The sequence below is a fragment of the Glutamicibacter sp. X7 genome, from assembly GCF_054889245.1.
On sequence record NZ_CM142678.1, the window covers coordinates 3,177,963 to 3,204,506 of the forward strand.

The 26,544-nt window shown below is 62.6% G+C and carries 22 protein-coding genes; 5 read left to right on the top strand and 17 right to left on the bottom strand.

Annotation, left to right across the window (positions count from 1 at the left end):
* Nucleotides 1-290: 290 nt before the first annotated feature.
* The 9 genes from ACYU0X_RS15145 to ACYU0X_RS15185 form a co-directional block, all read right to left on the bottom strand.
* The gene (locus tag ACYU0X_RS15145; protein ID WP_461902824.1) at nucleotides 291-4,925 is read right to left on the bottom strand and encodes an alpha-L-arabinofuranosidase C-terminal domain-containing protein; all 4,635 of its coding nucleotides are present in this window, start codon (nucleotides 4,923-4,925) and stop codon (nucleotides 291-293) included.
* 172 nt (nucleotides 4,926-5,097) lie between these two features.
* Nucleotides 5,098-6,093 carry a galactofuranose ABC transporter, permease protein YjfF gene (gene yjfF, locus ACYU0X_RS15150; RefSeq protein WP_418907589.1) on the bottom strand — a complete coding sequence of 332 codons (996 nt, stop codon included), beginning with the start codon at nucleotides 6,091-6,093 and terminating at the stop codon, nucleotides 5,098-5,100.
* The gene (locus ACYU0X_RS15155) at nucleotides 6,090-7,112 is read right to left on the bottom strand and encodes an ABC transporter permease (protein ID WP_418907590.1); all 1,023 of its coding nucleotides are present in this window, start codon (nucleotides 7,110-7,112) and stop codon (nucleotides 6,090-6,092) included. Before ACYU0X_RS15155 ends, yjfF begins: the two co-directional genes overlap by 4 nt.
* Nucleotides 7,109-8,611, bottom strand: a complete 1,503-nt coding sequence (locus ACYU0X_RS15160; protein ID WP_418909344.1) for a sugar ABC transporter ATP-binding protein — start codon at nucleotides 8,609-8,611, stop codon at nucleotides 7,109-7,111. Before ACYU0X_RS15160 ends, ACYU0X_RS15155 begins: the two co-directional genes overlap by 4 nt.
* 147 nt (nucleotides 8,612-8,758) lie before the next feature.
* Nucleotides 8,759-9,742 (bottom strand): ABC transporter substrate-binding protein, encoded by a 984-nt coding sequence (locus ACYU0X_RS15165; protein WP_461901568.1) that lies wholly within the window; start codon nucleotides 9,740-9,742, stop codon nucleotides 8,759-8,761.
* A 283-nt stretch (nucleotides 9,743-10,025) separates the two neighbouring features.
* Nucleotides 10,026-11,537 (bottom strand): L-arabinose isomerase, encoded by a 1,512-nt coding sequence (araA, locus tag ACYU0X_RS15170; RefSeq protein ID WP_461901569.1) that lies wholly within the window; start codon nucleotides 11,535-11,537, stop codon nucleotides 10,026-10,028.
* A gap of 35 nt (nucleotides 11,538-11,572) precedes the next feature.
* Nucleotides 11,573-12,253, bottom strand: a complete 681-nt coding sequence (locus ACYU0X_RS15175) for an L-ribulose-5-phosphate 4-epimerase (RefSeq protein WP_461902825.1) — start codon at nucleotides 12,251-12,253, stop codon at nucleotides 11,573-11,575.
* 93 nt (nucleotides 12,254-12,346) lie between these two features.
* Nucleotides 12,347-13,948: a xylulokinase gene (locus ACYU0X_RS15180; RefSeq protein WP_461901570.1), complete on the bottom strand. Its 1,602-nt coding sequence runs from the start codon at nucleotides 13,946-13,948 to the stop codon at nucleotides 12,347-12,349.
* Between the two features lie 144 nt (nucleotides 13,949-14,092).
* Complete coding sequence (locus ACYU0X_RS15185) at nucleotides 14,093-15,169, bottom strand: LacI family DNA-binding transcriptional regulator (RefSeq protein WP_461901571.1); 1,077 nt, start codon at nucleotides 15,167-15,169, stop codon at nucleotides 14,093-14,095.
* A 128-nt stretch (nucleotides 15,170-15,297) separates the two neighbouring features.
* Here ACYU0X_RS15185 and ACYU0X_RS15190 point away from each other — a divergent pair, with 128 nt between their 5' ends.
* On the top strand, nucleotides 15,298-16,095 hold the full coding sequence (locus tag ACYU0X_RS15190) for a carbon-nitrogen hydrolase family protein (RefSeq protein ID WP_461902827.1): 798 nt from the start codon (nucleotides 15,298-15,300) through the stop codon (nucleotides 16,093-16,095).
* 102 nt (nucleotides 16,096-16,197) lie between these two features.
* Entirely contained in the window at nucleotides 16,198-17,751 is a 1,554-nt protein-coding gene (locus ACYU0X_RS15195) for a long-chain-fatty-acid--CoA ligase (protein WP_461901572.1), read from the top strand.
* Nucleotides 17,752-17,790: 39 nt separating this feature from the next.
* On the opposite strand, the gene ACYU0X_RS15200 is transcribed toward ACYU0X_RS15195, so the two are convergent.
* Nucleotides 17,791-18,591, bottom strand: a complete 801-nt coding sequence (locus tag ACYU0X_RS15200) for an enoyl-CoA hydratase/isomerase family protein (RefSeq protein ID WP_461901573.1) — start codon at nucleotides 18,589-18,591, stop codon at nucleotides 17,791-17,793.
* A 26-nt stretch (nucleotides 18,592-18,617) separates the two neighbouring features.
* On the opposite strand from ACYU0X_RS15200, the gene ACYU0X_RS15205 reads away from it, so the two are divergent.
* A complete protein-coding gene (locus tag ACYU0X_RS15205; RefSeq protein WP_418907598.1) occupies nucleotides 18,618-19,118 on the top strand; it encodes a DUF456 domain-containing protein in 501 nt (166 codons plus the stop codon).
* Here the strand turns inward: ACYU0X_RS15205 and ACYU0X_RS15210 are convergent.
* From ACYU0X_RS15210 to ACYU0X_RS15225, 4 genes are read right to left on the bottom strand one after another with little or no spacing between them, the layout of a single operon-like run.
* Nucleotides 19,115-19,720, bottom strand: a complete 606-nt coding sequence (locus tag ACYU0X_RS15210) for a response regulator transcription factor (protein ID WP_418907599.1) — start codon at nucleotides 19,718-19,720, stop codon at nucleotides 19,115-19,117. The genes ACYU0X_RS15205 and ACYU0X_RS15210 overlap by 4 nt on opposite strands.
* Nucleotides 19,717-20,904: a sensor histidine kinase gene (locus tag ACYU0X_RS15215; protein ID WP_461901574.1), complete on the bottom strand. Its 1,188-nt coding sequence runs from the start codon at nucleotides 20,902-20,904 to the stop codon at nucleotides 19,717-19,719. The genes ACYU0X_RS15210 and ACYU0X_RS15215 overlap by 4 nt, the downstream gene beginning before the upstream one ends.
* A complete protein-coding gene (locus ACYU0X_RS15220; RefSeq protein ID WP_461901575.1) occupies nucleotides 20,841-21,596 on the bottom strand; it encodes an ABC transporter permease in 756 nt (251 codons plus the stop codon). The genes ACYU0X_RS15215 and ACYU0X_RS15220 overlap by 64 nt, the downstream gene beginning before the upstream one ends.
* Entirely contained in the window at nucleotides 21,593-22,510 is a 918-nt protein-coding gene (locus tag ACYU0X_RS15225) for an ABC transporter ATP-binding protein (RefSeq protein ID WP_461901576.1), read from the bottom strand. Before ACYU0X_RS15225 ends, ACYU0X_RS15220 begins: the two co-directional genes overlap by 4 nt.
* Nucleotides 22,511-22,663: 153 nt before the next feature.
* On the opposite strand from ACYU0X_RS15225, the gene ACYU0X_RS15230 reads away from it, so the two are divergent.
* Nucleotides 22,664-23,359 (top strand): DedA family protein, encoded by a 696-nt coding sequence (locus ACYU0X_RS15230; protein ID WP_418907603.1) that lies wholly within the window; start codon nucleotides 22,664-22,666, stop codon nucleotides 23,357-23,359.
* Nucleotide 23,360: 1 nt separating this feature from the next.
* On the opposite strand, the gene ACYU0X_RS15235 is transcribed toward ACYU0X_RS15230, so the two are convergent.
* The 3 genes from ACYU0X_RS15235 to ACYU0X_RS15245 form a co-directional block, all read right to left on the bottom strand.
* A complete protein-coding gene (locus ACYU0X_RS15235) occupies nucleotides 23,361-23,747 on the bottom strand; it encodes a DUF2695 domain-containing protein (protein WP_461901577.1) in 387 nt (128 codons plus the stop codon).
* 98 nt (nucleotides 23,748-23,845) lie between these two features.
* Nucleotides 23,846-25,084: a pyridoxal phosphate-dependent aminotransferase gene (locus ACYU0X_RS15240; RefSeq protein ID WP_461901578.1), complete on the bottom strand. Its 1,239-nt coding sequence runs from the start codon at nucleotides 25,082-25,084 to the stop codon at nucleotides 23,846-23,848.
* A 212-nt stretch (nucleotides 25,085-25,296) separates the two neighbouring features.
* Nucleotides 25,297-25,473, bottom strand: a complete 177-nt coding sequence (locus ACYU0X_RS15245) for a hypothetical protein (protein ID WP_461901579.1) — start codon at nucleotides 25,471-25,473, stop codon at nucleotides 25,297-25,299.
* Nucleotides 25,474-25,621: 148 nt separating this feature from the next.
* Between ACYU0X_RS15245 and ACYU0X_RS15250 the strand changes: the two genes are divergently transcribed.
* Nucleotides 25,622-25,957 carry a hypothetical protein gene (locus ACYU0X_RS15250; protein ID WP_461901580.1) on the top strand — a complete coding sequence of 112 codons (336 nt, stop codon included), beginning with the start codon at nucleotides 25,622-25,624 and terminating at the stop codon, nucleotides 25,955-25,957.
* Nucleotides 25,958-26,544 lie beyond the last annotated feature (587 nt).

The following is a 26,544-nucleotide window of genomic DNA, read 5'->3' on the forward strand; positions in this document are numbered from 1 at the left end:
ACGTTAGACGTTTGATGTTTACCCTTGCGAATTATGTGGCGAAAACCATGAGGAAGGTGTCCGATGATTCATGGGCACGCTTGATTTGTCATGCCGCAACAGCCTGGTCAACATGCAACAACGACTCGACCCGGCAGCTCCGCTTGGAGATACCGGGCCGAGCCGCTATATGTACGCCGCTCGCTAAATCTTCTCTAGCCAGCGTCGATTGATGAGGCACACTTCACCATTTGCACGGCAAGTTGTGCACCGTTTACTACCGCGCGGTCGCGTCCAATTCCACTCTTAGGTCAGCGGTCGGACGATCCGCCGGTAGCCATGCGCAGGAAGGTAACGGAGTACGCCGGAACCTCGTAGTTCAGCCCGTGCTCCCCGGCCGCCACTTCGAAGTCACGCGGTATCACATTCTCCGGATCTTCCTTGGTGTTTTGTGCTTCCGGTGCCGCGACCAGTTCGGTGGCCTTCACCGGGCCCGCGAGGTTAGCGTCCGAAACCTCGATGGCCGCCTGCGTTGCCGTACCGGTCGGGTTGACCAGCTTGACGATCAGCTCATCGGTGTCGGCATCGCGCGTCACCACCTGGTAGAGCGGCTTGGGTGCCGGCTCGGTGTATTCCAGCTCCAGCTCCCCGTCGAGGTACATCTTGATGGTGTTCCCCTCGACGACGATCTTGACCTGGTAGTCGCGTCCGGTTTCGACGGAGATATCCTTCCCGGCCGCAACTTCACCCTGACGGGCGCCGTCGGCACGTTCAAGCACCGAGCGGGTGTTGCCCCAGCCACCGATATTCCACCAGTAGAAGTCATCCGGTGCCCCGGCCGCGAAACCGACCATGAACCCTTCCGATCCGGCTTCCTTGCGGGCGGTGAGCTCCAGGGTGTAGTTGCTCCAGTCCTTGTCATAGCCATCGGCGATGACGCTGCGCGCATCCTCCGTGCTGGCGTCCTGCTGCACATAACGACCGTCCACGACCTGCCAGTCGCCACCCTGCGCCTGCCACTGCGAGGCATCGGAGAAGTCGTCGGCGAAGAGCGTTTCGCCACTGGCGTTGTCGGTGACCCTGACGTTGTCATAGGCAGCCTTGGTCAGCCAGCTGGTGAGGAAGATACCGCCACAGAGATCCGCGGCGCTGGAGGTTTCCCCGCTGAGCTGCGAGGGAACGACCTGGTCGCCGACGTTATTCATCCACAGTTTCTGGTTGTAGTAGTTCACCGAGCCCCAGGCTTGGTCGTTATCGAACCACATCATGTCCGGCGACCACTGCACGTAGTCCTCGTTGGCAAACATCGGTGCGTAGGAGGCCATCTCCACCACATCGGAGTTGCGTTCCAGACCGGTCATGTAGGCCGCTTCGGCCAAGGCGTTGGCGAAGGTGTTACCCCGCGAGGCGTACTCGCCGAGGAACACATGCGGACCGTTGCGATCGTAGGAGTCATAGCGTTCGTCGTTGCCCAGGAACCAGGAGGGGTCGTTGTAGTAGTGCTCATCGACCATGTCCACGCCCTGTTCGCGGTTGAACTTCCAGAGCTCATCAAAACGCGTGCCGGCATCGTCGGGACCGGTGTTGGAGATGATGGTGACCTCTGGGTACTTTTCGGCGATCGCATCGCGGAACTTCGGGAAATTGGCCTCGAAGGTCTTGGTGTTCTCTTCGTTGCCTAGCCCGATGTACTTCAGGTTGAAGGGCTCCGGGTGACCGAGTTCGGCGCGCTTGGCGCCCCAGGTGGTGTTGGTGTCCCCGTTGGCGAATTCGATCAGGTCCAGGGTGTCTTGCACCCAGACGCCGATGCGTTCGTCATCGGTCATCTCCGGGATATTCGAGCCACAGCCATTGGCACCGACCGAGACCACCGGCAGCGGGGTGGCGCCCAGGTCTTCGGCCCACTTCATATATTCGAGGTAGCCGATGCCGTAGGACTGGTTATACCCCCAGAAGTTCCAGTTGGTGGGCCGCTGTTCGATGGCCCCAATGGTTTCCTTCCACTGATAGGTGCGCTGGCGATCCTGACCATCCGAGTCGAGGTAGGTGTCAAAGGTACCGACATTGGTGACACAGCCTCCGGGGAAGCGCAGGAAACTCGGCTTGAGTTCCTCCACCATCTCGGCCAGGTCCTTGCGCAGCACGGACTTGCCGTTCACCGGCCCGACCCAGGTGTCCTGTGGGAAGAGCGAGACCATATCCAGACGCAAGGTGCCTGCCGCGCCGGCGGCAACCTGCAGGCGCCCGGCATCGGTGGTGCGTTGCGCGGTGAGGGTTGCGGTGTATTGCTTCCACTCATCGCTGCCGTCGATGGCCACCGTGACGCTGCCAAGGTCCTGCTCTCCGGTGGCATCGGTGAGGCTCGCCTGGAGGTCTTGGGCGGTCGCGGAGCGGGCCCACACACTGAAGTCGTACTTCTCGCCTTCTTTCAGCGCCACTCCCTCGTTGTACGAGGTGTTGCGCACCCCATCACCGGGGGCACTGGCGTCAATCTGCAGGTAGGCACGGTTGGAATCGTTCAGCCACTGCTCGCGCTCAGAGGCGACCGCGATTTTGCCGCCGCCGACGGTCTCCCAGGCGGTGAGGCCGTGGAAACTCTTATTGTCGCTGGGCGCAAATTCGAAGGAACGGTTCCGCACCAATTCGGCGTAGATGCCGCCGTCGGCCGCGTAGTTGATGTCTTCGTAGAAGGCACCGTACATGGTGTCGCTGATGTCGTGGGCGGTGCCGTCACCGTCGATGCTCAAGGTGTGTGCACCGACTTCCCCGGAACCCAGGCTCAGGCTCACGGCCTGGTCCCGGCTGCCCAAACGCAACGATCCATCCTCATGCTGCACGACCCAGGCCTTGGCCTCATGCTTGGCATCGGCCAAACGCAGCTTTAGCTTGCCGCCGCCGGCATCCACCAGACGCCACGCGGCACCCTTCTTCTGACTCAACTCGAGCTTCTTGCCGCGCACGGAAAGTTCGCCCTGTTCGGCCACGATACGCAGCGGGCTCGTTTCGCCATCGGCCTTCAGCGTGGAGGCGGTGAAGCGCAGGGTTTCGGTCGGGCGAGTTTCGCTCAACGACAGGCGCTGGTGCTTATCGGTGACGAGGTACCGTTGCTTGCCTGGTCCATCGAGGGTGAAGGAACCGGCAGGCACCACGTCCTTGGCTCCGGCTTCGCGCAGCCAGAAGCTATCGAAGCTGGCCGTGTGCCCGGTGCCGTCTTGGGCGGCCAAGGCGTACAGACCCACCTGGGTGACATCCCAGGAGACCGTGAATTTGGCGGCTTCGGTCCACTGGCCCTCGGAGTCACCATAGAACACGGTCAGTTCGTTGCCGGTGCGATCCAGGCGCAACCATTCGGTTTTCGACCCGGGGCGCGGAGTGAAGGACGAACCAAAGACACCGTCGGTTTCGGCGGCGGATTCGATGACCACCGGTCCCCCGGCGGCGCTGTTGACATGGGCCAGTCCGGCGCGCACGTAATTATCGAAGTCCTTCCAAGCCAGCAGTCCGGCGCCCTGGAAGTCCTTGGAGACCGGGGCGGTCAGATGCGTGGCCACCGAGAAATCCCCGGCGGGGACATCGACCATGAACAGGTTCTTCGCGTCGTTCGAGTCCTGCCAGGTGTCTCCGCGCTGCGAGGTGATCTGCAGTGCCGAGTCCTTGAGCTCCCAGCTGCCAGCCTGTTCGTTCACAATGTTGAAGCGCTCGTTCAGCTCGGCGGAATCGAAGCTCTCGGTGAAGGTTCCCTCGGGCAATTCGGGATCCGGTCCGGGCTCGACCGGCGCCGGCGGCTCCGGCTCCTCGGTCTCGTCGGCCGGCGGGAAGGCCTCGATCAGCGCCTGCTGTTCGGCGGCGGTAATCGGCAGCACGGTGCCGTGACGCGGGCTGGAGGGCAGGTCGATTTCCGGGGCGCTGCGCCAGTCTCCGCTGGCCAGGTCGTCGGTTTCGAACACCATGTAGCCCTGGCCACCGTGGTAGGAGGGCTGGTCGATCATCAAGTACCAGCTGTCATCGCGTAGCGAGGGGAACATGGTCGGCCCCTCGCCGGAGGTAAAGGTCCCGCCCCACGGATTGGGCTGCCCGACGCCGATCTGCTCGGTAATCAGGTTCCACCCGTCGCCCTCGGTTACCCCCTGGGTGCGGAGCAGTTCCGGCGAGGACTCCATGCGCACGCTCATGTCGCCTTCGTCCTTGGTCAACCGGTAATAGGTGTCGTCGACCTCGGCCACGGTGGAGTCGATCATCCCCAGGCCGTCGCCGCGCTTCTCGTCGATCCACAGCTTGGGTTCGGAGAAGTCCACGAAGTCGGTGGTGGTGGAGTACATCATGCGCTGGTAGGAGTCGCGAATATTGCGGTCCTCCGGGGCCACCTCGTCCGGGTAGAGGGCCGAAGCCCAGTAGACCACGTACTGTCCGGTGGCTTCATCCCAGTGGGCCTCGGGAGCCCACAGGTTGCCCGAGTTCTCCGGGGCCAGCTCGACCTCGCGCTGTTCGGACCAGTTGATCAGGTCATTGGATTCCCAGATCATCAGTGAACGGCTGCCCATTTCCTGGGCATCGCCGAAGCTCCCGCCACCGTACATCTTCAGGTCGGTTGCCAGTAGGTAGTACTTCGAACCGTCGGGCGAGCGGATCAGGAAGGGATCGCGCAGGCCCTTGGTTCCCAACTCGGATTCGAGCACGGGCTTACCGTCGTTGAGCGTGTACCAGCCATCCGGGCTATCGCCCTTGGAGACCGCAAGGTGGATCTTTTCGCCGTCATCGCTGCCTTCCCCGGTGAAGTAGGGGAAAACATAGGCTTCATGCTCCTCGGCGGGTGTATCGTCGGCCGGTTGGGCCAATGGCGTGGCCGGCCGCGGAAGTTGCGGCACGGCCGCCGCGGCGCTGCTGACCGGCAGCGTGAGGGAGACGAGCAGTGCCAGCGGCACCGCCCAGCGTTTTCGTTGGTGCATCACAGCTATAAACCTCCGTTATGGTAGGTCGACGTGCTAACGTCGTGATGGCGCGCGTGGGCATTTGACAGTTGAGCCACTTGCGCTGGGAAACACCGCCGGATGGCGGCGAAAATAATGGGTCAGAGTTCGGCGCCGGTAGCCGCCGACCTCTGACCCGCACCCGGACGGGTCAGGTCCGCCGCAGGGTGAGTATGCGCTGGAGGATCACGAACACCAGCAGCAGCACGCCGATGACGATCTTGGTCCACCAGGAGCTAAGCGTCCCCTCGAAGGTGATGATGGTCTGGATCAGACCCAACACCATCACTCCGAGGACCGAGCCAAGCACAAATCCGGTGCCGCCGGTGAGCAGCGTTCCGCCGATCACCACCGCGGCAATAGCATCGAGCTCCATGCCTACGCCCGTGAGCGCGTAGCCCGAACGGGAAAACATCGCGAAGAGCACCCCGGCCAGGCCGGCGCAGGTCCCGGAGATCACGTACACCATGACCTTGGTGCGTTCGACGCGTAGGCCCATGAGCGTGGCGGACTGTTCGCCGCCGCCCACCGCGTAGACGGTGCGGCCGAAGCGGCTGCGGTGCAGTACCCACCACGAGACCAGCAACACGAGAGCGGCGATCACCACCGCGGCGGTCAGCCGCCAGCGTCCGGAGGCCATCCCCCAGTTGGTCAGGGCGATGAAACCCTCATCGCGGATCGGCACGGATTCGGGGGCGAAGACGAAGCACAGGCCGCGGGCCAGGAACATGCCCGCCAGCGTGGCCACGAAGGGTTGGACCTCGAAGTATTGGATCATCACGCCCATACCCAGCCCGAGCAGTGACCCGGCGGCGATGGCTAGCGGTAGCACGAGCGCTACGTTCCATCCGGCGTTGAGCAGGGTCGCGGTGATGACCGAGGATAGCGCCAGCACCGAGCCCACCGACAGGTCGATACCGCCGGTGAGGATCACGAAGGTCATGCCCGCGGCCAGCACGATCAGGTGCGCGTTGTTGATGAAGAGGTTGGAGATGACCGCCGGGGATAGGAAGTTGTCGTAGCGTAGCCCACCGATGACGAGCATGAGCCCGAATACGAGCATGGTGCCCAGTACCGGAAGGTAGCGTCGGTCGAGTTTGGGCGGGCGGAATGTGCGGGTGCCGGCGAGCGCGGTTGCGGTGCTCATGCGTTGACCTCCTGGTAACGGCGGCGCTCACGCAAGCCCGCCAGCATGCCACGCAGTCGTGGCGACATCATTAGGGTCACGGCAATCACGACGATCGCCTTGAACATTGGGGTCACCAGCGGGGAAATGCCCAGTACGGTCACCGTGAGGTTCAGCGTGGTAATGATCAGCACGCCCACCAAGGTGCCCCCGAGGTTGAATTTGCCCCCGGCCAGCGAGGTACCACCGATCACCACCGCGAGGATGGCGTCCAGTTCGATAAACAGTCCGGCGTTATTCGCGTCGGCGGCCATGGTGTTGGAGGCGAAGATCAGCCCGGCTAGGCCGGCTAGCGCGCCGCAGAGGGTATAGACGGTAAAGACCAGCGTCTTGGATTTCACGCCGGCCAGGCGACTGGCATCCGGGTTGATGCCCACGGCCTCGAGCAGCATGCCCAGCGCGGTGCGGCGCACCAGGAGCGCGATCACGATGAAGACCCCGTAGGCGATCAGTGCGGCCACCGGAAGCCCGAGCAGGAAGCCCGAGGCCAGCGCCGCAAAAGGCGCGCTGTTCACGGTGGTGATCTGCCCACCGGTGATCAGCATGGCCACGCCACGACCGGCGGTCATCAGGATCAGCGTCGCGATAATCGGCTGAATGCCTAAGCCGGAGACGAGAAATCCGTTGAAACTACCCAGCACGAGGCACAGTCCGAGGGCCACCACAATGGCACCGAGTGCGGTGCCCAGCGATCCGGGGTCGTCCGACCCGGCGATAAAGGTCAGTGCCACGGCTCCGGCGATGGCCACCGTTGCACCCACCGACAGGTCGATGCCGCGGGTGGCGATCACCAGGGTCATGCCCAGCGACACCAGCAGCAGGGGTGCGCTATTGCGCAGAATGTCGATCGGGGCCCCGAAAAGGTGCCCGTCAAGGACGCTGATGCCCAAGATGTCGGGACGTTTCAGGGTACAGGCCAGTAGCAGCGCGGCCAGCGCCACCACGGGCCAGAAGAGTCGATGTTTGTAGATGCGAGTCATTTGCTTTCTCCCCCGTTGGCGATGACTTCGATCAGCTGCGGAACGTCGACGTCACGGGTGGTTGGGATTTCTGCGACCTTCTTGTGATCACGCATCACGGCGATGCGGTCGGAGAGGCGCAGTACTTCTTCGAGTTCGGCGGAGATGAACACCACCGCCATTCCCTGGTCGGCCAGTTCGGAGACCAGGTTCATGATTTCGGTTTTGGCACCGATGTCGATGCCGCGCGTGGGCTCGTCGAGCAGCAGCAGTTTCGGGGCGGTGGCCAGCCAGCGGGCGAGCAGCACCTTCTGCTGATTGCCGCCGGAGAGGTTTTTCAGTAGGGCGTCCGGGTTGGCCGGGCGCACCCCGAGGGCCTTCATATAGGCCTCGACAATTTGCTTCGCCTTGGTCTTGGGCAGTGGTCGCATCCAGCCGCGGGCCGCTTGCAGGCCCAGGATGATGTTCTCGGCCACCGTCAATTCCCCGACCACGCCCTCTCCCTTGCGGTCTTCGGAGGTATAGGCGATCTTCTGGGCCAGCGCCTGGCGTGGGGTGCGCAGTTTGAGGTCGCTGCCGGCGGCCCGTAGCTGGCCGCTGTCGGACTTGTCGGCCCCGTAGAGCAGTCGGGCCAATTCGGTGCGTCCCGAACCGAGCAGGCCGGCCAGGCCGATCACCTCTCCGGGGTACAGGTCCAAGTCGAAGGGCTCGACCGCGCCCTTGCGTCCCAGCCCCACGGCCTGCAGCAGCGGGGCGCTGTCCTCGGTACGCACCGCTTTGCCGCGGCGTTCGGTGGCCACGCCGACCTCGGCGTCGCTGGTGCCGGCGATCATCAGCGAAACCAGTTCGCGTTGCGGCAGGTCGGCGGTCATCCGCTCCTGCACTAGTTGCCCGTTGCGGAGCACCGTTATGCGGTCGGAAATGGCGTAGATCTGGTCCAGGAAGTGCGACACGAAGAGGATCCCGACCCCTTCCTCGCGCAGTCGGCGCATCACCCGGAAGAGCTGCTCGACTTCGTCGGCGTCGAGCGACGAGGTCGGCTCATCGAGAATGAGCACCTTGGCGTCGACCACCATGGCACGGCTAATCGCCACGAGCTGCTGCACGGCGAGCGAATGCGAGTCCAGGGAGCTGGCCGGGTCGATATCTAGTCCCATGCGTTCAAGGTGCACGCGCGCCTGGGCACGCATCGCCTTCCAGTCCAGGCCGCCGAAGCGCCTGGGTTCGTTGCCCAGCATGATATTTTCGGCCACGGTCAGGTTGCCGCAGAGATTGACCTCTTGGTAAACCGTGGAGATGCCGCGTTCGCGGGCATCGGCTGGACCGCCGAACAGGGTTTGCTTCCCGTCGACCACGATCGTGCCGGCGGAGATTTGGTTCACCCCGGTCAAGGCCTTGATCAGGGTGGATTTGCCGGCACCGTTCTCACCCATCAGCGCATGCACTTCGCCGGGGAAGAGCCGGAAGTCCACCGAGTCCAGCGCCTTCACGCCGGGGAACTCGACGCTGATGCCGGTCATTTCGACCACCGGGCGGGCACTTCCCGCGAGCTGATCGGTGGCGGCGTTCTGCCGCTGGTGGGGAGTTGATGCAATCATGGCCTTGCCTTCAAGGGGTTCGTCTAAGGGTGGTGGCGGTGGGCTCGAGCCCACCGCCAAACCTGCTGATTAGTACTGGCGATTCGGTAGCGCCTCGGCTGCCTGTTCCTGGGTAAAGGCGGCGTCTTCAACAACGATGCGCTTCTCGACCGGCTCACCGGCCACAACCTTCTTCGCGATCTCGGCGAGGTCTTCACCAAGCATCGGGTTGCATTCGACGATGTAGTTGATCTTGCCGTCGGCCAGGGCCTGCATGCCGTCCTTGACCGCGTCGATGGTGACGATCTTGATGTCGTCGCCCGGCTTCTTACCGGCGGCCTGGATGGCTTCGATGGCGCCTAGACCCATGTCGTCGTTGTGGGCGAAGACCAGGTCAATGTCGTCGTGCGAGTTCAGGAAGCCTTCCATGACCTTCTTGCCGCCGGCGCGAGTGAAGTCACCGGTCTGCGAATCGATGATCTTGGCATCGCTGCCCTCGATGGCTTCGGCGAAGCCTTCCTGGCGATCCAGCGCCGGGGCGGAGCCGGTGGTGCCCTGCAGTTCGACGATGCTCAACTGGTCTCCGTCGAAGTTTTCCTTCACCCAGGCGCCGGCGCGACGTCCCTCTTCGACGAAGTCCGAGCCGATGAAGGAGGCGTAGAGGCTGTCGTCGGTGGTGTCGACGGCACGGTCGGTGAGGATCACCGGAATACCGGCATTCTTGGCTTCCTGAAGCACCGCATCCCAGCCGGTTTCAACCACCGGGGAGAAGGCCAGCACGTCCACGCCCTGTGCGATGTAGGAACGCAATGCCTGGATCTGGTTCTCTTGCTTCTGCTGGGCATCCGAGAAGCTGAGCTTGAAGCCGTTTTCCGCGGTCAGTGACTCTTGGATCGACTTGGTGTTCGCAGCGCGCCAACCGGATTCCGCGCCGACCTGGGAGAAGCCGAGGCTGATGGTTTCGCCGGAGCCTGCGGATCCGCCGTCACCTCCGGATGAGCAGGCGCCGAGCGCCGCTACTGCGACCATGGACAGGGCGGCGAGGCCGCTGCGCAAAAAGGTCTTTCGCTTCATTGAGATTCCTCCTTGAGACCGACCCGCTAACGGGTCGGAAATGCATCCATTTGGACGCGAGCTAATGTGCCGATGGTCACAATGTTAGCGCTAACAATTCACCCAGTAAAGAGTTCGACGCAGATATGACCGGAATTTTTTCCCGATGCAACGGGACTCGATCAGGCACCACGCTCACAATGAAAAAGTCGGACTACTAACAAGTAACTGACGTCACAAAGTTAGCAGTCCGACCCCTTGCACACTGAATCGCGCGCGGTCAGCCAGCGTTCACCGACCCGACCTAAAGCCCCTCGGCCAAACGGTAGTAGGCCTGGTTGAAGCGCACCGTCTCGGCGAAACCACGCCGCGTGGTGTGCTCATCGATCACCAGCAGTTCGGTGCGGGCGATCTGCGCGAATACCTCAAAGGCTTCCAGACCCGCAGCGGTCGACATCACTGTATGGTGCGCACCACCGGCGGTCAGCCACGATTCGGCGGAGGTAGAAAAGTCCGGACGCGGCTGCCACACCGCACGGGCAACCGGCAGGTGCGGCAAATCCTGCGGCGGAGTGACCACATCGACCACATTGGCCGTGAGCCGGAACCGCTCACGCATATCGGCCAGCGAGACCACCACGGCGGCCTCGCTCGGCGCGGCGTTGAACACCATGCGCACCGGATCCTCGCGGCCCCCGATCCCCAACGGGTGAATCTCGATGCGCGGGGTATCGGTGGTCAGCGAGGGGCAGACCTCGAGCATATGCGCCCCGAGAATCAGCTCTTGCCCCGGCGTCAGATCGTAGGTGTAGTCCTCCATGAGCGAGGCGCCACCGGCAAGTCCGGCGCCCATCACCTTGGCGGCCCGCACCAACACCGCGGTCTTCCAGTCACCTTCGGCACCAAAACCGTAACCCTTGCTCATCAGGCGTTGCACGGCGAGGCCGGGTAGCTGGCGTAGCTCGCCCAGATCCTCGAAGTTGGTGGTGAAGGCCTTGGCCCCCTCGCGCACGAGGAAGGCCTCGATGGCCAGCTCCTGGCGGGCGGCGTAACGTAGCGAGTCATGGCGCTCGCCACCGGCACGCAGCTCGGGGACCACCTCATATTCACGCTCGTAGAGTGCCACCAGCTCGTCCACCTGCGCCTCGTCCACCGCCGCGACGGCCTCGACCAGGTCGTTGACCGCCCAGGTGTTCACCGAAACTCCGAAGCGCAGCTCGGCCTCGGTCTTATCGCCCTCGGTGACCGCCACATTGCGCATATTGTCCCCGAAGCGCACCAGCTTCAAGCCCTGCGTGGCGGCCCAACCGGCCGCCCCGCGAATCCAGGTGCCGATGCGCGCGGTCACCGCCGGATTCGACACGTGCCCCACCACGGTCGTGCGCGCGGCACCAATCCGCGTGGCCAGATACGCATACTCGCGATCTCCGTGAGCGGCCTGATTCAGGTTCATGAAGTCGAAGTCGATGGTGTCCCAGGGAAGTTCGACATTGGCCTGGGTGTGCAGATGCAACAGTGGCTTGCGTAGCGCATTGAGCCCGGCGATCCACATCTTCGCGGGGCTGAAGGTATGCATCCAGGTGATCACCCCCAACACCCGGTCATCGCTATTGGCCTCGAGCATGGCACGACGGATTGCCTCGGCGTCCTTGAGCACCGGCTTCCAGACGATACGGGCCGGAATCTCATCGCTCTGCTCCAGCCCCTGGGCGACTTCGCGAGATTGCTCGGCTACCTGGGCCAGGGTCTGCTCGCCGTAGAGATCTTGGCTCCCGGTAAAGAACCAGACCTCCTGCTGCGCGTACGCTTTGCTCATTTCCGTTAATACCTTTCAGCTTGTTCCGCGGGCCATTACTTCTGGCCGTAGACGTTTTGGTAGCGGTCGTAGAGGGAGTCGATGGCCTCGGGTGCGATGGCCAAAGGGTCGCCGAGTTGCCGGGCGATATGCACCGTGCGGGCAACCTCTTCGCACATCACGGCGGCCTTAACCGCCGCGCGGGCATCGGTTCCGATGGTGAAGGGCCCGTGGTTACGCATCAGCACCGCCGGGCTGCGCGAAGCCCCGAGGGTTTCGACAATGCCGCGGCCGATGGAGTCATCACCGATGACGGCGAAAGGACCCACCGGGATGGAGCCGCCGAATTCGTCGGCCATCATGGTCAGCACGCAGGGAATCTCCTCGCCACGTGCGGCCCATGCGGTGGCGTAGGTGGAGTGCGTATGCACCACACCGCCAACCTGCGGCATCTGCCGATAGACATATGCATGTGCCGCGGTGTCGGAGGAGGGAGCCCGGCTGCCCTCGAGCAGTTGCCCATCCAAGGTGCACACCACCATGGACTCGGCGGTCAGCTGCTCATAGGAGACCCCGGAGGGCTTGATGACAAAAAGGTCGGCGCTGCCGTCGGGCACCTCGGGGTTGGCCACACGTTGGGACACATTCCCGGCGGTCCACACCACCAATTCGTAGCGGGGCAGTTCGGCGTGCAACTCGGCCACGGTCTGACGCACCTGGCGAAGCTGTTGGATCATACTGGCCGGGTAGGCGGCCAAGGCATTGCTGGTGGACATGGCGGTCCGTCTCTTTTCTAGGTTCCGATTCGATATCTAGGGCGCACCCGCCCGTTAGAGGGCCTCGGTGGCGGCGCGTTGCACGGCCAGGCCGGCGCTGTAGCGATTCAGGTAGCTGTCGTAACCGACGACGTCCACTTCCTGAGGTGCGAGCACCGCAGGTTGGGTGGCGGCAAATATCTGTCGTTGCAGGTAGTCGGCCAAATCCTCACGGGCCCCGCTGCCCATATAGGCGGCTAGGACGGCGATCCCCCAAGCACCGCCCTCCCCCGCCCCTTGCCCAACGGCGACCGGGGTTCCGATGGCTGCGGCCAGCATTTGCTGGGCGACACCGGGGGTGCGGAACAAGCCGCCATGAGCATGCATTGTTTCGATTTGCACCCCCTGCTCGGTCAGCACGCGCAGCCCCAATGACAGCGTGGAGAACACCGCATAGAGCTGGGAGCGCATGAGATTGGCCAAGGTCAGCTGCGAATCTGGACCGCGCACCAGAAGCGGGCGCCCCTCGCTGAGTCCGGTAATCGGTTCGCCGGAAAGATTGTTATAGGCCAGCAGGCCTCCGGCGTCCGGGGAGCCCTGGCGGGCCGCGTCGAAGAGCGTGGCATAGACCTGCGTGGCATCCACCTGATGCCCCAGTCCCGTGGCGAACTGGGTGAAGACCTCGGCCCAGGCGCCGAGCTCACTGGCTCCGTTATTGCAGTGCACCATGGCCACCGGGTCGCCGCTGGGCGTGGTAACCAGATCGACCTCGGCGTGCGCACCGAGTAGCGCTCGCTCGAGAACGACCATGGCAAAGATGCTCGTACCGGCCGATATGTTGCCGGTGCGCACGGCCACCGAATTGGTGGCCACCATGCCGGTACCGGCATCCCCTTCCGGCGGGCAGAGCGCGATACCCGCCTGCAGCGTGCCACTAGGATCCAAGAGCCGCGCCCCGTCGGCGCTCAGGAATCCGGCATTCTCCCCGGCTCGCTTCACTGTCGGCAACAGGGCGCGAAGCCCTCCGGAACCGAGCCGGTCCCCGGCCAACTCGTCGAAGGAGGCGATGAGCGTAGCGTCGTACTGTCCGCTTTCGCTATCGATCGGGAACATCCCCGAGGCGTCCCCGACGCCCAGCACGAATTCTCCGGTGAGCTTCCAGTGCACATATCCGGCCAATGTGGTCAGCCGGTCCAGCTGCGGCACGTGCTCCTCGTTATCGAGCATGGCTTGCCAGAGGTGAGCAATGGACCAGCGCAAGGGGATATTGCACCCGAAACGTGCACTGAGTTGCTCGGCCGCCACGGCGGTGTTGGTATTCCGCCACGTGCGGAAGGGCACCAGCAGTTGCCCCTGTGCGTCGAAGGCCAGGTAGCCGTGCATCATCGCGGAAATGCCAATGCCGGCCAACTGCCGCAGCGAGGTGCCATACTCCAGTTCGACCTGCTCGGCCAGCGCACCATAGCAGCGCTGGATCCCTTCCCAGACGCCCTCGAGACTGTAGGTCCAGAGCCGGTTTTCATAGCGGTTCTCCCACTGATGCTCCCCGCCGGCGAGCACACCCCCATTGGGTGCGACCAGCACCGCCTTGATCCGGGTGGAGCCAAGTTCGATCCCCAGATAGGCACGCCCCGAGTCGATGTCGCTGCGGGCGGTCTGAAACTGCTGCGTGCTCACGGGTACTCCTTGAGTAACTCCTCGTACGGTGCACGAGAAGCGCTGAAATGTGGTCTGTCTCCAAAAATGTTAGCGCTAACATCTTTGGCTCACAAGCCCCATGGCAATTTCAGTTTCTAGCTCCGGGCTTCGGAGCCCGGCGAGTTAGTCCTTCGCGGCGCGTGGCGGCGCGGTGGACGCGCGCACGATCAGCTCCGGCTCCAAGGTGGCCGCAAAACGCCCTTCACCACCCGGTTCCCCGGCGGACAGCGCCGAGAGCGCACTCATGGCCGACTTGCCCAGGGCCCCAAAGGGTTGCCGCACGGTGGTCAATGCCGGGATATAAAAAGCCGAACTCTCCACATCATCAAAACCCACCACCGACACATCCTCCGGCACCTGCAAGCCACGCTCCCAGAGTGCTCGCAAGAGACCCAGCGCGATGTAGTCGTTGGCCGCGAAAACCGCGGTAGGACCCTGGCCGGCGGCAATATCGTCGGCAACTTGCCGCCCCACCGCATAGCCATCGGCAGCGCTCCAGCCCTCGGCGCGGTACTCTCGACCCTGCACCGCATGCTCCTCGAGCACCTTTCGCCACTCCGTGCGGCGCTCGGCGGCATCGATCCAGTTCTCCTGGCCCACCACGTGGGCGATCTGCCGGTGCCCCAGTTCGATGAGATACTCGGTCACCGCCCGCGCACCGAAACGCTGGTCCGCGCAGACGTAACGCAAGGCATCCGTGGGCTCTGCCAGCGGATTGGCGGCCACCACGACCACCGGCACATTCAACGAGGCGCGCTCCACCACCTGGGCCACCTCCGCCAGCGGTGCCACCACGATGATCCCGTCCACCCCCTGATCGACCAGGTGGCCCAACGCCAGTTGCGCACCGGCCGCATCGGAGGCCTCCAGGGAACTCACCGAAACGAAGTACCCCTCGGCCCGCGCCGCCGACTCAATGCCCAGCACGGTATTGGCCGGTCCGAAGTTCGAATTTCCCACGGTCAGAATGCCAATGGTGCTGGTTCGCGCGGTAGCCAGCGCGCGCGCCGCCCGATTCCGCCGGTAGCCCATCTGCTCAATGGCCTGCAGAACACGCTGCCGGGTGTCTTCACGGACATTGGGGTGGTCATTGAGGACTCGGGACACCGTTTGATGCGACACCCCGGCCACCGTGGCCACGTCGGCCATCGATGGTGGTCGCGAGTTTGTCGGTTCCGCATCCCTGTGCTCAGTAGTCATTGTCTTATTATTACGGATGATTCTCACCAGCGGCAGGACTTACCGACGTGCGCTTGCCGCACGGGAGCCAATATGGGCCAACTGTGCCAAGATGGTGGAACGCAAGCGTCCACAAGGCAGGGATGATGATGAAAATTGCACTCGCACAAATTTTGAGCACGACCAGCCCAGCCGAGAACCTCGAGCTGCTACGCACCCATATCGCCGACGCCGCGCAGCAGGGCGCGGATCTCATCGTCTTTCCCGAAGCCTCCATGTGCGCCTTTGGCACCTCGCTATCCCCCATCGCCGAACCCCTAGATGGCCCGTGGGCCAGCGCCGTGCGCGCCGCCGCCGAGCACCATCGGATCACCGTCGTCGCGGGCATGTTCACCCCGGGCGCCGACGAGCACACGGTACGTAACACTCTGCTTGTCACCGGCCCGACGGTGGACACCAGTTACGACAAGATCCACCTCTACGATGCTTTTGGCTTTCACGAATCGAAAACCGTCACCCCTGGCGAACACCCGGTAACCTTCGAGCTCAACGGCATCACCATCGGCTTGGCCACCTGCTATGACGTGCGCTTCCCCGACCTCTTCCTGCAGATGGCCGAAACCGGCGCGGTAGTCAATATCGTGTGCGCATCCTGGGCCTCGGGCCCCGGCAAGGCGCGGCAGTGGAAGCTGGCCACGCGGGCCCGCGCCATGGACAGCACCACCTTTGTCATCGCGGTCGATCAGGCCGATCCGGCCACGGTTCGCGACGACGTACCAGTCGGTACGCCACTGGGCGTGGGTCATAGCGCGGTCATTTCCCCGACAGGGGAAGTCATCAAGGATCTCGGCACGGCTCCGACCATGCAACTAGTGGGCATCGATCCAAGCATTATCGATCAAGTTCGCCAGGCCCTGCCCGTGCTGAATAACGCCCGACTGCGCTAAGTCCCCACGCAAAGTGAAACTGAATGTCTTGATTTGAGACGGCGTTCCACTAGGATGATATGTACTGTGATACATGTCACCTAATGCCAAGGAGATCCTTCCATGCAGCGCCCCGCCTCGAATCTCACCATGTCCGTTGCCGCCCTGCTGGCAGAATCTGCCAAGCGTCATGCGGATCGCCCCGCGATCACCATGAACGGGATTACCACCAGCTACCTTGAACTCTGGGACGAGACGCGTGCCTACGCCGGGGCCCTACGCGACGCCGGGGTGGGCCCTGGCGATCGCGTCGCACTACTGATTCCGAACGTGACAGATTTCGCCCGCGTTTACTATGCGGTGCTAAGCCTTGGGGCCATTGCGGTCCCCATCCATGCACTACTCAAACGCCTAGAAATCTCCTACGTGCTGGAGGACTCCGAGGCCAAGGTGCTTATTTGCGCGGCCCCGCTGCTCGCCGAAGGAGCCGCCGGGGCACAAGCCAGCGGTGTGCCGGTCTTCAGCGTGCTGGCACCGACCGAACTGGGCACCGACCGGCTCGAAGAGCGTGCCGCCGCCAGCACCCCCATCGACACCTACCTACCCCGACACCCCGAAGATATCGCTACGATTCTCTACACCTCCGGAACCACCGGCAAACCCAAAGGGGCCATGGGCACCCACCTGGCCCTTGTGGAACAAACCGGGGCACTGATCGGAGGAACACTTGAAGTCCAGGCAGGTGACCGGCTCTTTGGCGGACTACCGCTCTTTCACACATTCGGGCAAACCGCGGTACTCAATGTGGGAATCCGTGCGGGTGCCGAGATCATCCTGCTGCCAAAATTCACCGGACCCGATGCACTGGATATCGTGCTCGACCAAGACGTGGACGTGTTCTTTGGGGTGCCGACCATGTATATCGCCCTGCTCGAAGCCGGCAAGGCCCGCACCGATCGGCCCAAGTCGCTGCGCTACGGAGTATCCGGGGGCGCGGCACTTCCGCTAAGCGTCTTGCAGGGCTTTGAAGCGCGCTTCGGCGCGAAAATTCACGAAGGCTACGGCCTCACCGAAACCTCACCGGTGGCCTGTCTCAACCATGTCAACCGCGAACCTCGGCCAGGAACGGTCGGCACCCCGATCTGGGGTGTGGACGTCGAGATCGCCGACCCCACCGAGCCCGGACGCATCGTGCTGCTCGCACGCGGCGAACTCGGCGAAGTGGTCGTGCGCGGACACAACCTTTTCTCCGGTTATCTCAATCGTCCCGAAGCCACCGCCGAAGCCATGGTCGATGGCTGGTTCCGCACCGGTGACCTGGGCACCAAGGACGAGGATGATTACGTGCGCATCGTTGACCGAACCAAGGATATGATCCTGCGCAATGGGTACAACGTCTACCCACGCGAAGTCGAGGAAGTCCTCATGGAGCATCCGGGGATCACCAACGCCGCGGTTTACGGCGTCAGTCACGAAACGCACGGCCAAGAGATCGCCGCTTCCATCACCGTGGCCGAAGCCTCCGGGCTCGACGCCGATACGGTGCGGCAATGGGCTGCCGAGCGCATGGCCGCATACAAGTACCCGCGGCTCGTCGAGATCGTCACCGAGTTTCCGCTGGGCCCAAGCGGCAAAATCCTCAAACGAGAGCTGGTGGCGCGGCACGCTCAAGCCTAAGAACCGCGGTCTATACGTCGGTTCGGTACCATTCTTTTGCTACTGGACCGACGCGGACCACGGGCGAAAATCAGGGCGGCGTTTCTGCTGGAAGGCTGCCCGCCCCTCGGCCAAATCGGGATTGGCCCCGTTCTCAGCCCAGACACGTTGCCAAAACTCCGACGAGTCGGCGTCTTCGGCGCGCTCGAGCAGGTTCATCGCCTGCTTAGTCCGGCGCAGCGCGTAGGGGGAATTCTCCGCCAACTGCTGCACTAGCTTCGCCACGCGCTCGTCGAGGTCCCGGGCCGGAAGCACCTCGGTAAACAACCCCCAGGCGGCTATCTGCTCGGCCTCGAGCCGGAGTCCGGAAAAGAGCAAATAGCGGGCACGGCTCTGCCCCACCGTATTCACCAGCCGCTCCAGGCCCCGCCGCGGGAAGAGCAAACCGATTTTCGCCGGGGTGATGGCTAAACGCACGTCCTCGCAGGCCAGTTGGATGTCGCAAGCAGAAGCCAGCTGCCAGGCGCCGCCGTAGCAGGTGCCGCGCACGAGCGCGATCACCGGTTTCGGGCAGTCGCGCAGGGCCCGATCGACCGCGTCAAAATGATTCACGGCTCTGTCCGGGCCGTCGAAGAGCACTTCGTCCATGCGATCGATGGCGATGCCGGCACAGAAATGCTCGCCGTCGCCGGTGAGCACCAGTACGGCCACGTCGGCGTCCTCGCTACAGCGTGCAATGTGCTCGATCAGTTCCTGACACATCTGGCGCGTCAGGGCGTTGTACTGTCTCGGATTATGCAAGCGCAGGGTGGCCACGGAGTGTTCGATACTCAGTTCAATGCCAGCTGTCGGAAGACTCATGACCTTAGCGTGTCACACTGGGGATCGTGGATACACAGATTTTGTTCTCGGTGCTCGCCGCCGCCTTGTTGATCGTTTCGGCGCTCGGCACGATTTTCCCGGTTTTGCCCGGGTCACTGTTGACGATCGGCACCCTGATCGGTTGGGCCGCACTGATGGGCACGGCCCCGGCGTGGTGGGCCGCGGGGATCGGTGGCGTGCTGGCCTTACTGGGTTTTAGCGCCTCGGCGGTGCTGACCGGCAAGAAGCTCAAGGAACACAATATCCCGCGTGGTTCGATCCTGATCGCGCTACTAGCCGCCATTATCGGTGCCTTCGTGATCCCCGTGGTGGGCCTGTTTATCGGTTTCGCGATCGGGTTGTTCGCCGGCGAAAGTGTGCGGCGTCGAGACGCCCACGGTGCGCTTGGATCGTCGTGGGCGGCGTTGAAGGCGATGGGCGTGGGTATCCTGGTGGAATTCGGTTGCGTCGCATTAGCCTCATCGGTCTGGGTGGTCGGCATGATCACCCACTTTGCGACCCGCTAGATCCAGCCGCGTTCTTTTGCCGCATGGGCTGCCTCGATGCGGTTGGCGGCACCGAGTTTGCCGATCGCATTCGATAAATGGTTGCGGACCGTTCCGGCGGATAGGTGCAATTGCCCGGCAATCCGCGCCACCGGGCCTCCTGCGGCAGCCAGCGAAAGCACTTCGCGTTCGCGCTCGGTCAGGGGATTTTGCGCGGTTTGTACGCTGAGCATCGCCAGTTGCGGGTCAATCACCTTGCCTCCCCGATGTACCCTGCGAATGGCCTCGACCAGTTCGGCCGGTGGCGCATCCTTCACCAAGAATCCTTGAGCCCCCAGATCGAAGGCCTGCCGGAAGTAGCCCGGACGGTCAAAGGTGGTGACGATGATGATCTTCACCTCCGGGTGTGCCACACGTAGCTGTGCCGCGGTCTGCAAGCCGTCCTGCCGGGGCATTTGTACATCGAGCAGCGCCACGTCGGCCGGGTGCTCGGCGAGCGCCGCGAGCACTTCGTCGCCGTCGGAACATTCGGCGACCACCTGAAGGTCGGCCTCCAGGTTCAAGAGCGCGACCAGCGCCCCGCGCACCAGATGCTGGTCGTCGGCAATGATGATCCGGATCATCGCTGGTCCCCCTCGGTTACCGGAAAGGTCAGGCATACGCTGACGCCACCTAGATTAGAGGTGCCTAGCTCGAACTCGGCCCCGAGCAGGCGGGCACGTTCATACATTCCACGAATGCCATGCCCCGGTTCGCTGCCCTGCAGTCCATCACCGTCATCATCCACGCTCAGCGAAGCCGGTCCGATCACCACGCGGACACGGCTGGCATGCGCATGCCGCCACACGTTAGTGAGCGCCTCCCGAAGAATCCATGAGGCGTGCGAACGCCACCGTGTCGGGATCATATCGGGTTGCCCGATGACGGTGAACGAGATGCCGTTGGCCTCGCACGCCTCGCGCACCGCGGCTAACTGTTCGGCCAGGTCGTGGTGGCTCAGCCCGTGCACGGTGGTGCGCACCGAATCTAGCGCGGCCACGGCCAGTTCGGAGAGCTGTTCAACCTCGCTACGTGCTTGTTGTACCTTGCCGTTATCGATCAGCCGCAGGGCCAGCTGGGCCTTGAGGTTCAGTGCTGTGAGTGAATGGCCGATGCCGTCGTGCACGTCGCGCGCCATCCGTTCCTGCTCGCTGAGGACGAGGAAGTCGGCGCGCACCGCTTCGGCGGCGACGGACCGCTCGATGGCCATCACGGTGATCAGGTACACCACCATGAGCACCACGTTCAGCCCGATGAGGAACAGGGCTCCGAGCAGCACATCGTAGATGAGCGGCAGCGCGAAGCAGAGCACCAGCACCACGGCGTAGGTTGCATAGACGGCCGGACGGCGAAGCAGGAACGCGGCGTAGGAGGAGATGAAGGGCAGCATGCTCAGCACGCCCGCATCGAGTAGCGGTATGGAGCCCAAAACGAGAACACAGAGCACCGCGAAGTAGCCATACGCTTCGAGGCTTCGCGTTCCGCCGTGACCCACCGTGTGGCTGAAGCGAGCATAGCCGCGCACGTATATCACGGCGAAGAGCACGATGAGCCCTATCCCCAGTACCTTCAGTGGTAGCGGATAGGGCTCCTCGAGCAGCGCCATCAGCGGGAAGGTCAGAAAGATCAGCCACACACCGGAAATAAGCCATCCATGCTTATTCCAGAACTGTTCCGCTTCATCCGGCGGTAGCGACCGTTCGCTCACTGCCGGGCCTTGGCCTTCCGGGTGGCCGCGACGGCGAAGATCGCGAAGATGACGGTCCATGCCACCAGATTAGTCACCGGAATCCACAATGCGTCCGGTGCCATGCCGGTGAATTCGGGAACATCGCGCATCAGCGGGTAGCGGGCCAGCGCCACGAACCCGTACATCGGGGTGAACCGTGCAATGTCCAGCATGAGGCCGCTGAGCGGCATAAATACGTTGCCGAAGAAAGCGAAGAAGACCAAAAGTCCCGATGCCAACCCCAGGGCCGATTCCGACTTAAACAGCATGCCTACGCCAATGCCGTAGCAGGCAAAGATCAGCGATCCGCAGAGCGTGATCAGGTAGCTCACCGGCCAAATCCAGCCTTCGGCCACGGTGGCCCCGGTACTGGCTCCCAAAACGAAAACCAGTGCGGAACTCAGCCCTGCAACGGTGGTCGCCACAAACATCTTGCATGCCACAAAGGAAGCGGCAGGCATACGCGTCATCGCGAGTTGGCGCCCCCAGCCCTGCATGGTTTCGGTGGCTACCGTTCCGGCAATGGCCACTGTACTCACCGCCGCACCGTAGGCAGCCATGGAGACCATGATGTAGAACTTCACGTTGCCAGCCCCGGCTTCCTCTGCGGAGTACCCCGGCAGGGTGCCAAAAAGCAGATACATGGCGGCGGGCAGTAGCAGTGCGAAGAGCAAGTTATACCCGTCGCGCAGGTGTCGGGTGAACTCAATGCGGATATAGGTGGCATTCATGAGGGGTCCTTGGTTAGCTGGATGAAAGCATCTTCGAGGCTAGGGGCGGAAATCTCGAGGTCGAAGGCGCCGAGTTCGCCCAACAGCCTCGCGGCTAAGCGGTCGGAGTCTTGGCAGCTGAACTGCACGCGCAACCCGTTGCGTTCGACAATGCTTACGTTCGGGTCACTGTCTTCGGCGGCCGCCACTGCCTGGGCGTCGGGTAGGGTGGCGGTGACATGCCGACCCGAGATCAAGGAGCGAAGTTCGCTGGTCGCTCCATCGGCGATGATCTGGCCTTGCCGCATGAGCACGGTGCGTTCGGCGAAGCTCTGTGCTTCCTCCAGATAGTGGGTGGCGAAAATAATGGTGCGCCCGGTCCCGGCATCTTCGCGCATCGAGGCCCAGAAATCACGTCGTGCCATGACGTCCATGCCTGCCGTGGGTTCATCGAGGATCAGCACATCCGGGTTTGGCAGCAAGGCCAGGGCGAACTTGACGCGTTGTTGCTCGCCACCGGAGCACTTGGCGATTTTCCGCTTAGCGATTCCGGTCAGTCGTGCCCGCTCCATCACTTCGTTCACCCGTTCGGGGACTTCGTGCATGGCGGCGATCACGGTGACCGTTTCACGTACCGTGAGATCGCGTAGCAAACCTCCGGTCTGCAAGACGGCGGATAGCCGTCCGCCGAGTACCGCCTGCTTAGGCTTCAGCCCCAGCACTTCAACCTCCCCCGAGGTGGGAGTGCTCAAGCCCAGGATCATATCCACCGTGGTGGTCTTCCCAGCTCCGTTAGGCCCTAGCAGGGCCATGATTTGGCCCGAGGGAATCGAAAGATCGATCCCGCGGACCGCATGGACGGTGTCACCAATACCGGTAAAGGTTTTAGTCAGCCCCGACAGTGTCAGGGCCTGGGTGGCTGTCTGTGTTTCCATGCCTCTAGTCTTCGCCACGGAACCTAACCGGCAGAAGATCAAAAAGTCATGTTCCACCCATGACAGCTGTCATGCCAGAGCCAGGCAAAGCATAACGTGAGACTGCCTACTTGTCATGGGAAAAGCCCAGCAAGTTCCCGTACTGTAAGAAGCGTGCTTGATCTTTCCTCCTTGCTTTCGACATTCAGCAATCCCGGAGTGATGCCCCTTGGCGCGGCGTTCCTCCCCGATTGGCTGAACCCTGCCGTATTCCTCAACAACCCGGCCCTTGGCCCTTGGGTTTTGCTCTTGGTGTGCGGCATCGTCTTCGCCGAAACTGGTCTTTTGGTCGGGTTCTTCCTGCCTGGCGATTCGATGCTTTTCACCGTGGGCATGCTCATCGCCACCGGAACCATTCATATTCCGTTGTGGGTCTTCTGCCTCGCGATTTTCGTTTGTGCCTTTATCGGGGATCAAACCGGATACATTATTGGGCGAAAGACCGGACCAGCGCTATTCAAGCGCGAGGACTCCCGGTTCTTCTCCCAGTCCAATGTGCAAAAAGCCCACGAGTTCTTCGAACGCTTTGGCGGTCGTGCGGTGATTTTGGCTCGCTTCGTACCGGTCGTGCGTACGTTCGTGCCGGTGATCGCCGGCGTGGCCGAAATGAAGCGTTCCACCTTTGTGGCCTTCAACCTCATCGGTGCAGCACTGTGGGGTATCGGCGTCACGCTACTCGGTTATTGGCTGGGGCAGATCGACTGGATCGAGCACAATATCGACCTGATCTTCATCGTGATCGTGCTGATTTCCTTGATTCCGATCGCAGTGGAGCTATTGCGTGCCCGCAAGGGCGTCGTCAAAAAGTAGTTCATCGATACTGACCGCCGCCCCACTGTATACCGCGGCGGATGAGCCAGTTTTCGCAGGGCCTGGTGCTGCCCCGGCGCACGCCGGTGCACACCAGCTCTTTCTGCCCGTCGTCGGGTTCCCAGCTTTCCAATTCATAGGCCCCGTCCTCGTCCTCGTCGTTTTCGTCGAGTTCGTCGGCGGGGCTGACTACGTTCATGAGCACCTCACAGTCGCAGAACCCGCCCAGCTCGGCCAGTTTGCGTTCCAACGCAATGGCGCGCGGCGCCATCGTGTCGCGGTAATAGGCGCTCAGCCGCAAAGTGCTATCGCAGCCCATTACGCCGAACATGCGGTAGAGGTAGCAGTACAGGCATTCGTGTTCCACAACGGGCAGTGGCTCGGTCATCACGGTTCCTCACATCGATCCAGGGTCAGTGCACCCAGATTCGCTGTAACCCCCTCGCCACCGACAAGCCGCGGAACGAACTGTGGATACGGCCGCCGCTAGCCGGCGAGCCCGTGGCGCGTGAGGAATGCGTCGATCCGTTCGATGGCTTGCGCGATGGCCATTGGCCCGACGGCGAAGGACAGCCGCACATAACGATCTCCGGTCGCGGGGTCGAAGTCGTTGCCGGGGGTGAGCGCCACCCGTGCCTCATCCAGCACGGCCCGACAGTACGCCGACGCACTAGCGAAGCGTTCGACTACCCGCGGAGCCAATCGGCCATAGAGGTAGAACGCACCATCCGCCGGAGCGGCCGAGTCGAAACCGAGCCGCTGAAGATTCTGCATCACCAGCTCCCGGGTTGCCGCGAACTCGGTCACTCGTTCACGAGCTTCGGCCAACGAGGACGAACTAAAGGCGTGAAGCACCGCCCGCTGCGCCGGGGCCGGTGCGCACAGGGCCAGGTTCGAGGCCAAGGCATCCACGGCACATATCAGGTCATCTGGCACCAGCATCCAGCCCAACCGCCAACCGGTCATTCCCCAGAACTTGGAGAAGGACGAAACCACGAGACTCTCACGCGAGTATTCCCAGGCGGTGTGGGCCGGACGCTGCGGATCGAACTCGATCCCGTGATAGATCTCGTCGCTGATCAGGCGCACCCCATGCCGTTGGCACCAGTGGGCCAGCTCGGCCAGCTCGGCACCGGAGAGCATCGTGCCGGTGGGGTTCGCCGGAGAGGCGATCACCAAACCGTCGAGCCTACCGTGTTCGGCGAGCGCCGCTTCGAGTGAAGCGACGGTGGGTTGGAAGCGCTGTTCCTCCCCGGTGGCGAGGTCCACTACCTGTAATCCGAGCGCGCTAAGAATGTTTGCGTAGGCAGGGTAGCCAGGACGTGCCAACGCGACCACATCGCCCGGATCAAAGGCGGCGAGAAAGGCCAACTGGAAGGCTCCGGAGGAGCCGGTGGTCATCACGATATTCTCCGCAGGCAGTTGCACCGAATACTGCCGTGCGTAGTGTTCGGCCAGAGCTGCCCGGGTCTCGGGTAGACCGCGAGTGGGCGTATACCCAAAGTCGGCGCCCTCGGCGTGGAGCTTGGCCGCGGCCGCGTTCACGGCTGCGGGTGCTCCCCCGCCGGGTTCCCCCACGCACAGCGAAATAACATCAACACCCTGAGCCCGTAGTGTGGAGACTCGATCGACTATGTCCATAACCTCGAAGGGTGCCACCGCACCGCGGGCGGAGACCTTAAGGCGACTGACGGTGTGCTGCGATTGTTTCCCACTCTCTGGCATATGCCGAGCTTACCGCTCATGCCCCTGAGCAAGATGCGAACGTAGCGTACTGCCCTGGTACCCCGTACGAAATCTGCCACGACGCTGCAACTCGATGAGCCGCAGGATGGGCGCATAGCGCCCTTGAGGCCCGGTGAAATCGACCAACGGAGCTAATGGCGGCACCAGCTCATCCAACGCCCAGTCACTACTCACGTCCTGTTACGTGAACATCACCAGCTGCGCAATCCTTGCTCCGCAAGTATTAGATAGTCCAAGGCGCGCTTCATGGCACGTCCTTCGCCCATGCGGCGTCCGTCGACGTAGAACATGCTCGGCATAAACGACGGGCTCCCGGTAAATTCAACGGCCCGCGCAAAGCATTGGTCATACTCGAGCAGCGCAGACATCGAGTAGTTCTGTGATTCGCCTTATTGCTTCCACCTTGACATCGTTCGATTATATGCACCAAACAAGCAATACTTGGGATTGAACTCGAAGATTCGCAACCGCGGGCACTGGGTATTCATCGGAAACAGTTGCGATTAGGAGCATGAGATGGCGCCAAAAACAATGAACGTCATTGGAATCGTCGGTGGACTTGTCCTCGTCGGACTGAATATCACCGCATTCTGGTTCTTCACCCTATGGCAGGCCGCTGACAGCGCCGCTATCAATCGAATGGAATCGGCCTCGGGAATGGAGACAACTCAGATGCTCCCGAACGCCAACCAGTTGTGGGTGGCCGCGCATGGCACGGTACTCATGCTTCTAGTGCTCGACTTACTCGCGCTCTTCGCGGTGGCCTCGCTCGCAGGCGCGCGCCGCCGCGGGCTCGACGGCCGTCGGCTCTCAGCAAAGGGCACACCGGATACCGAGCGCCGAAATCACTAGCAAGACGCTGAAATAACCCCTGCCGTCACCAGCACAGTCTCTTTCCCGCGCAATCGTCCAAGAGCGGAACACCCGCCTCCAGATGCGACGATCACCTACCGGGACTCGGGTTCTCAAAGGTGTGATCGTGTGCCTGCTGGACATGGGAGAAACGCCCAGGTGGTGGGCTTACGCGCTACCCGCATCCGGATCAGTTCCGGGAAACATTTCCGTTCGCCGCGTACCGCGCATCGAGGCAAGGTCGGCCATCTTCAACGGGTGTACTCTCAGCCGATTTCCCGGCACCCCGTGTCACTACCGTCACTTCTACCAGCAGGGCGCGGCGAAAGACGAATGTTTCAACATGCCGTACACAGCTTCCGGAGGGCTATCAACAAATACTCCACATCATCTGTGGATAAGCGACAACTCGTTGATAACCGGCAGAATCCGCGAGTTTACGCGGCTAATTTAGGCCAAGGCACGCTGCGCGTATGTGATCTATGTAAAGTAATTAACAAGTTATCCACAATCCTGTGTACTCGAGCTAGATGACATGGGTGGATAAACTTCAGGCGGCCACTTCCCTTACCGGAAGTGGCCGCCTG

Bases quoted from the DNA above. Each gene is read 5' to 3' on its own strand.
- ACYU0X_RS15165 (WP_461901568.1), bottom strand. From the start codon at position 9,742: ATGAAGCGAAAGACCTTTTTGCGCAGCGGCCTCGCCGCCCTGTCCATG.
- ACYU0X_RS15210 (WP_418907599.1), bottom strand. From the start codon at position 19,720: ATGATCCGGATCATCATTGCCGACGACCAGCATCTGGTGCGCGGGGCG.
- ACYU0X_RS15225 (WP_461901576.1), bottom strand. From the start codon at position 22,510: ATGGAAACACAGACAGCCACCCAGGCCCTGACACTGTCGGGGCTGACT.
- yjfF (WP_418907589.1), bottom strand. From the start codon at position 6,093: ATGAGCACCGCAACCGCGCTCGCCGGCACCCGCACATTCCGCCCGCCC.
- ACYU0X_RS15215 (WP_461901574.1), bottom strand. From the start codon at position 20,904: ATGGACCGTCATCTTCGCGATCTTCGCCGTCGCGGCCACCCGGAAGGC.
- ACYU0X_RS15155 (WP_418907590.1), bottom strand. From the start codon at position 7,112: ATGACTCGCATCTACAAACATCGACTCTTCTGGCCCGTGGTGGCGCTG.
- ACYU0X_RS15160 (WP_418909344.1), bottom strand. From the start codon at position 8,611: ATGACCGGCATCAGCGTCGAGTTCCCCGGCGTGAAGGCGCTGGACTCG.
- ACYU0X_RS15200 (WP_461901573.1), bottom strand. From the start codon at position 18,591: ATGAGTCTTCCGACAGCTGGCATTGAACTGAGTATCGAACACTCCGTG.
- ACYU0X_RS15195 (WP_461901572.1), top strand. From the start codon at position 16,198: ATGCAGCGCCCCGCCTCGAATCTCACCATGTCCGTTGCCGCCCTGCTG.
- ACYU0X_RS15235 (WP_461901577.1), bottom strand. From the start codon at position 23,747: ATGACCGAGCCACTGCCCGTTGTGGAACACGAATGCCTGTACTGCTAC.
- ACYU0X_RS15185 (WP_461901571.1), bottom strand. From the start codon at position 15,169: ATGACTACTGAGCACAGGGATGCGGAACCGACAAACTCGCGACCACCA.
- araA (WP_461901569.1), bottom strand. From the start codon at position 11,537: ATGAGCAAAGCGTACGCGCAGCAGGAGGTCTGGTTCTTTACCGGGAGC.
- ACYU0X_RS15190 (WP_461902827.1), top strand. From the start codon at position 15,298: ATGAAAATTGCACTCGCACAAATTTTGAGCACGACCAGCCCAGCCGAG.
- ACYU0X_RS15240 (WP_461901578.1), bottom strand. From the start codon at position 25,084: ATGCCAGAGAGTGGGAAACAATCGCAGCACACCGTCAGTCGCCTTAAG.
- ACYU0X_RS15250 (WP_461901580.1), top strand. From the start codon at position 25,622: ATGGCGCCAAAAACAATGAACGTCATTGGAATCGTCGGTGGACTTGTC.
- ACYU0X_RS15220 (WP_461901575.1), bottom strand. From the start codon at position 21,596: ATGAATGCCACCTATATCCGCATTGAGTTCACCCGACACCTGCGCGAC.
- ACYU0X_RS15175 (WP_461902825.1), bottom strand. From the start codon at position 12,253: ATGATCCAACAGCTTCGCCAGGTGCGTCAGACCGTGGCCGAGTTGCAC.
- ACYU0X_RS15145 (WP_461902824.1), bottom strand. From the start codon at position 4,925: ATGCACCAACGAAAACGCTGGGCGGTGCCGCTGGCACTGCTCGTCTCC.
- ACYU0X_RS15245 (WP_461901579.1), bottom strand. From the start codon at position 25,473: ATGTCTGCGCTGCTCGAGTATGACCAATGCTTTGCGCGGGCCGTTGAA.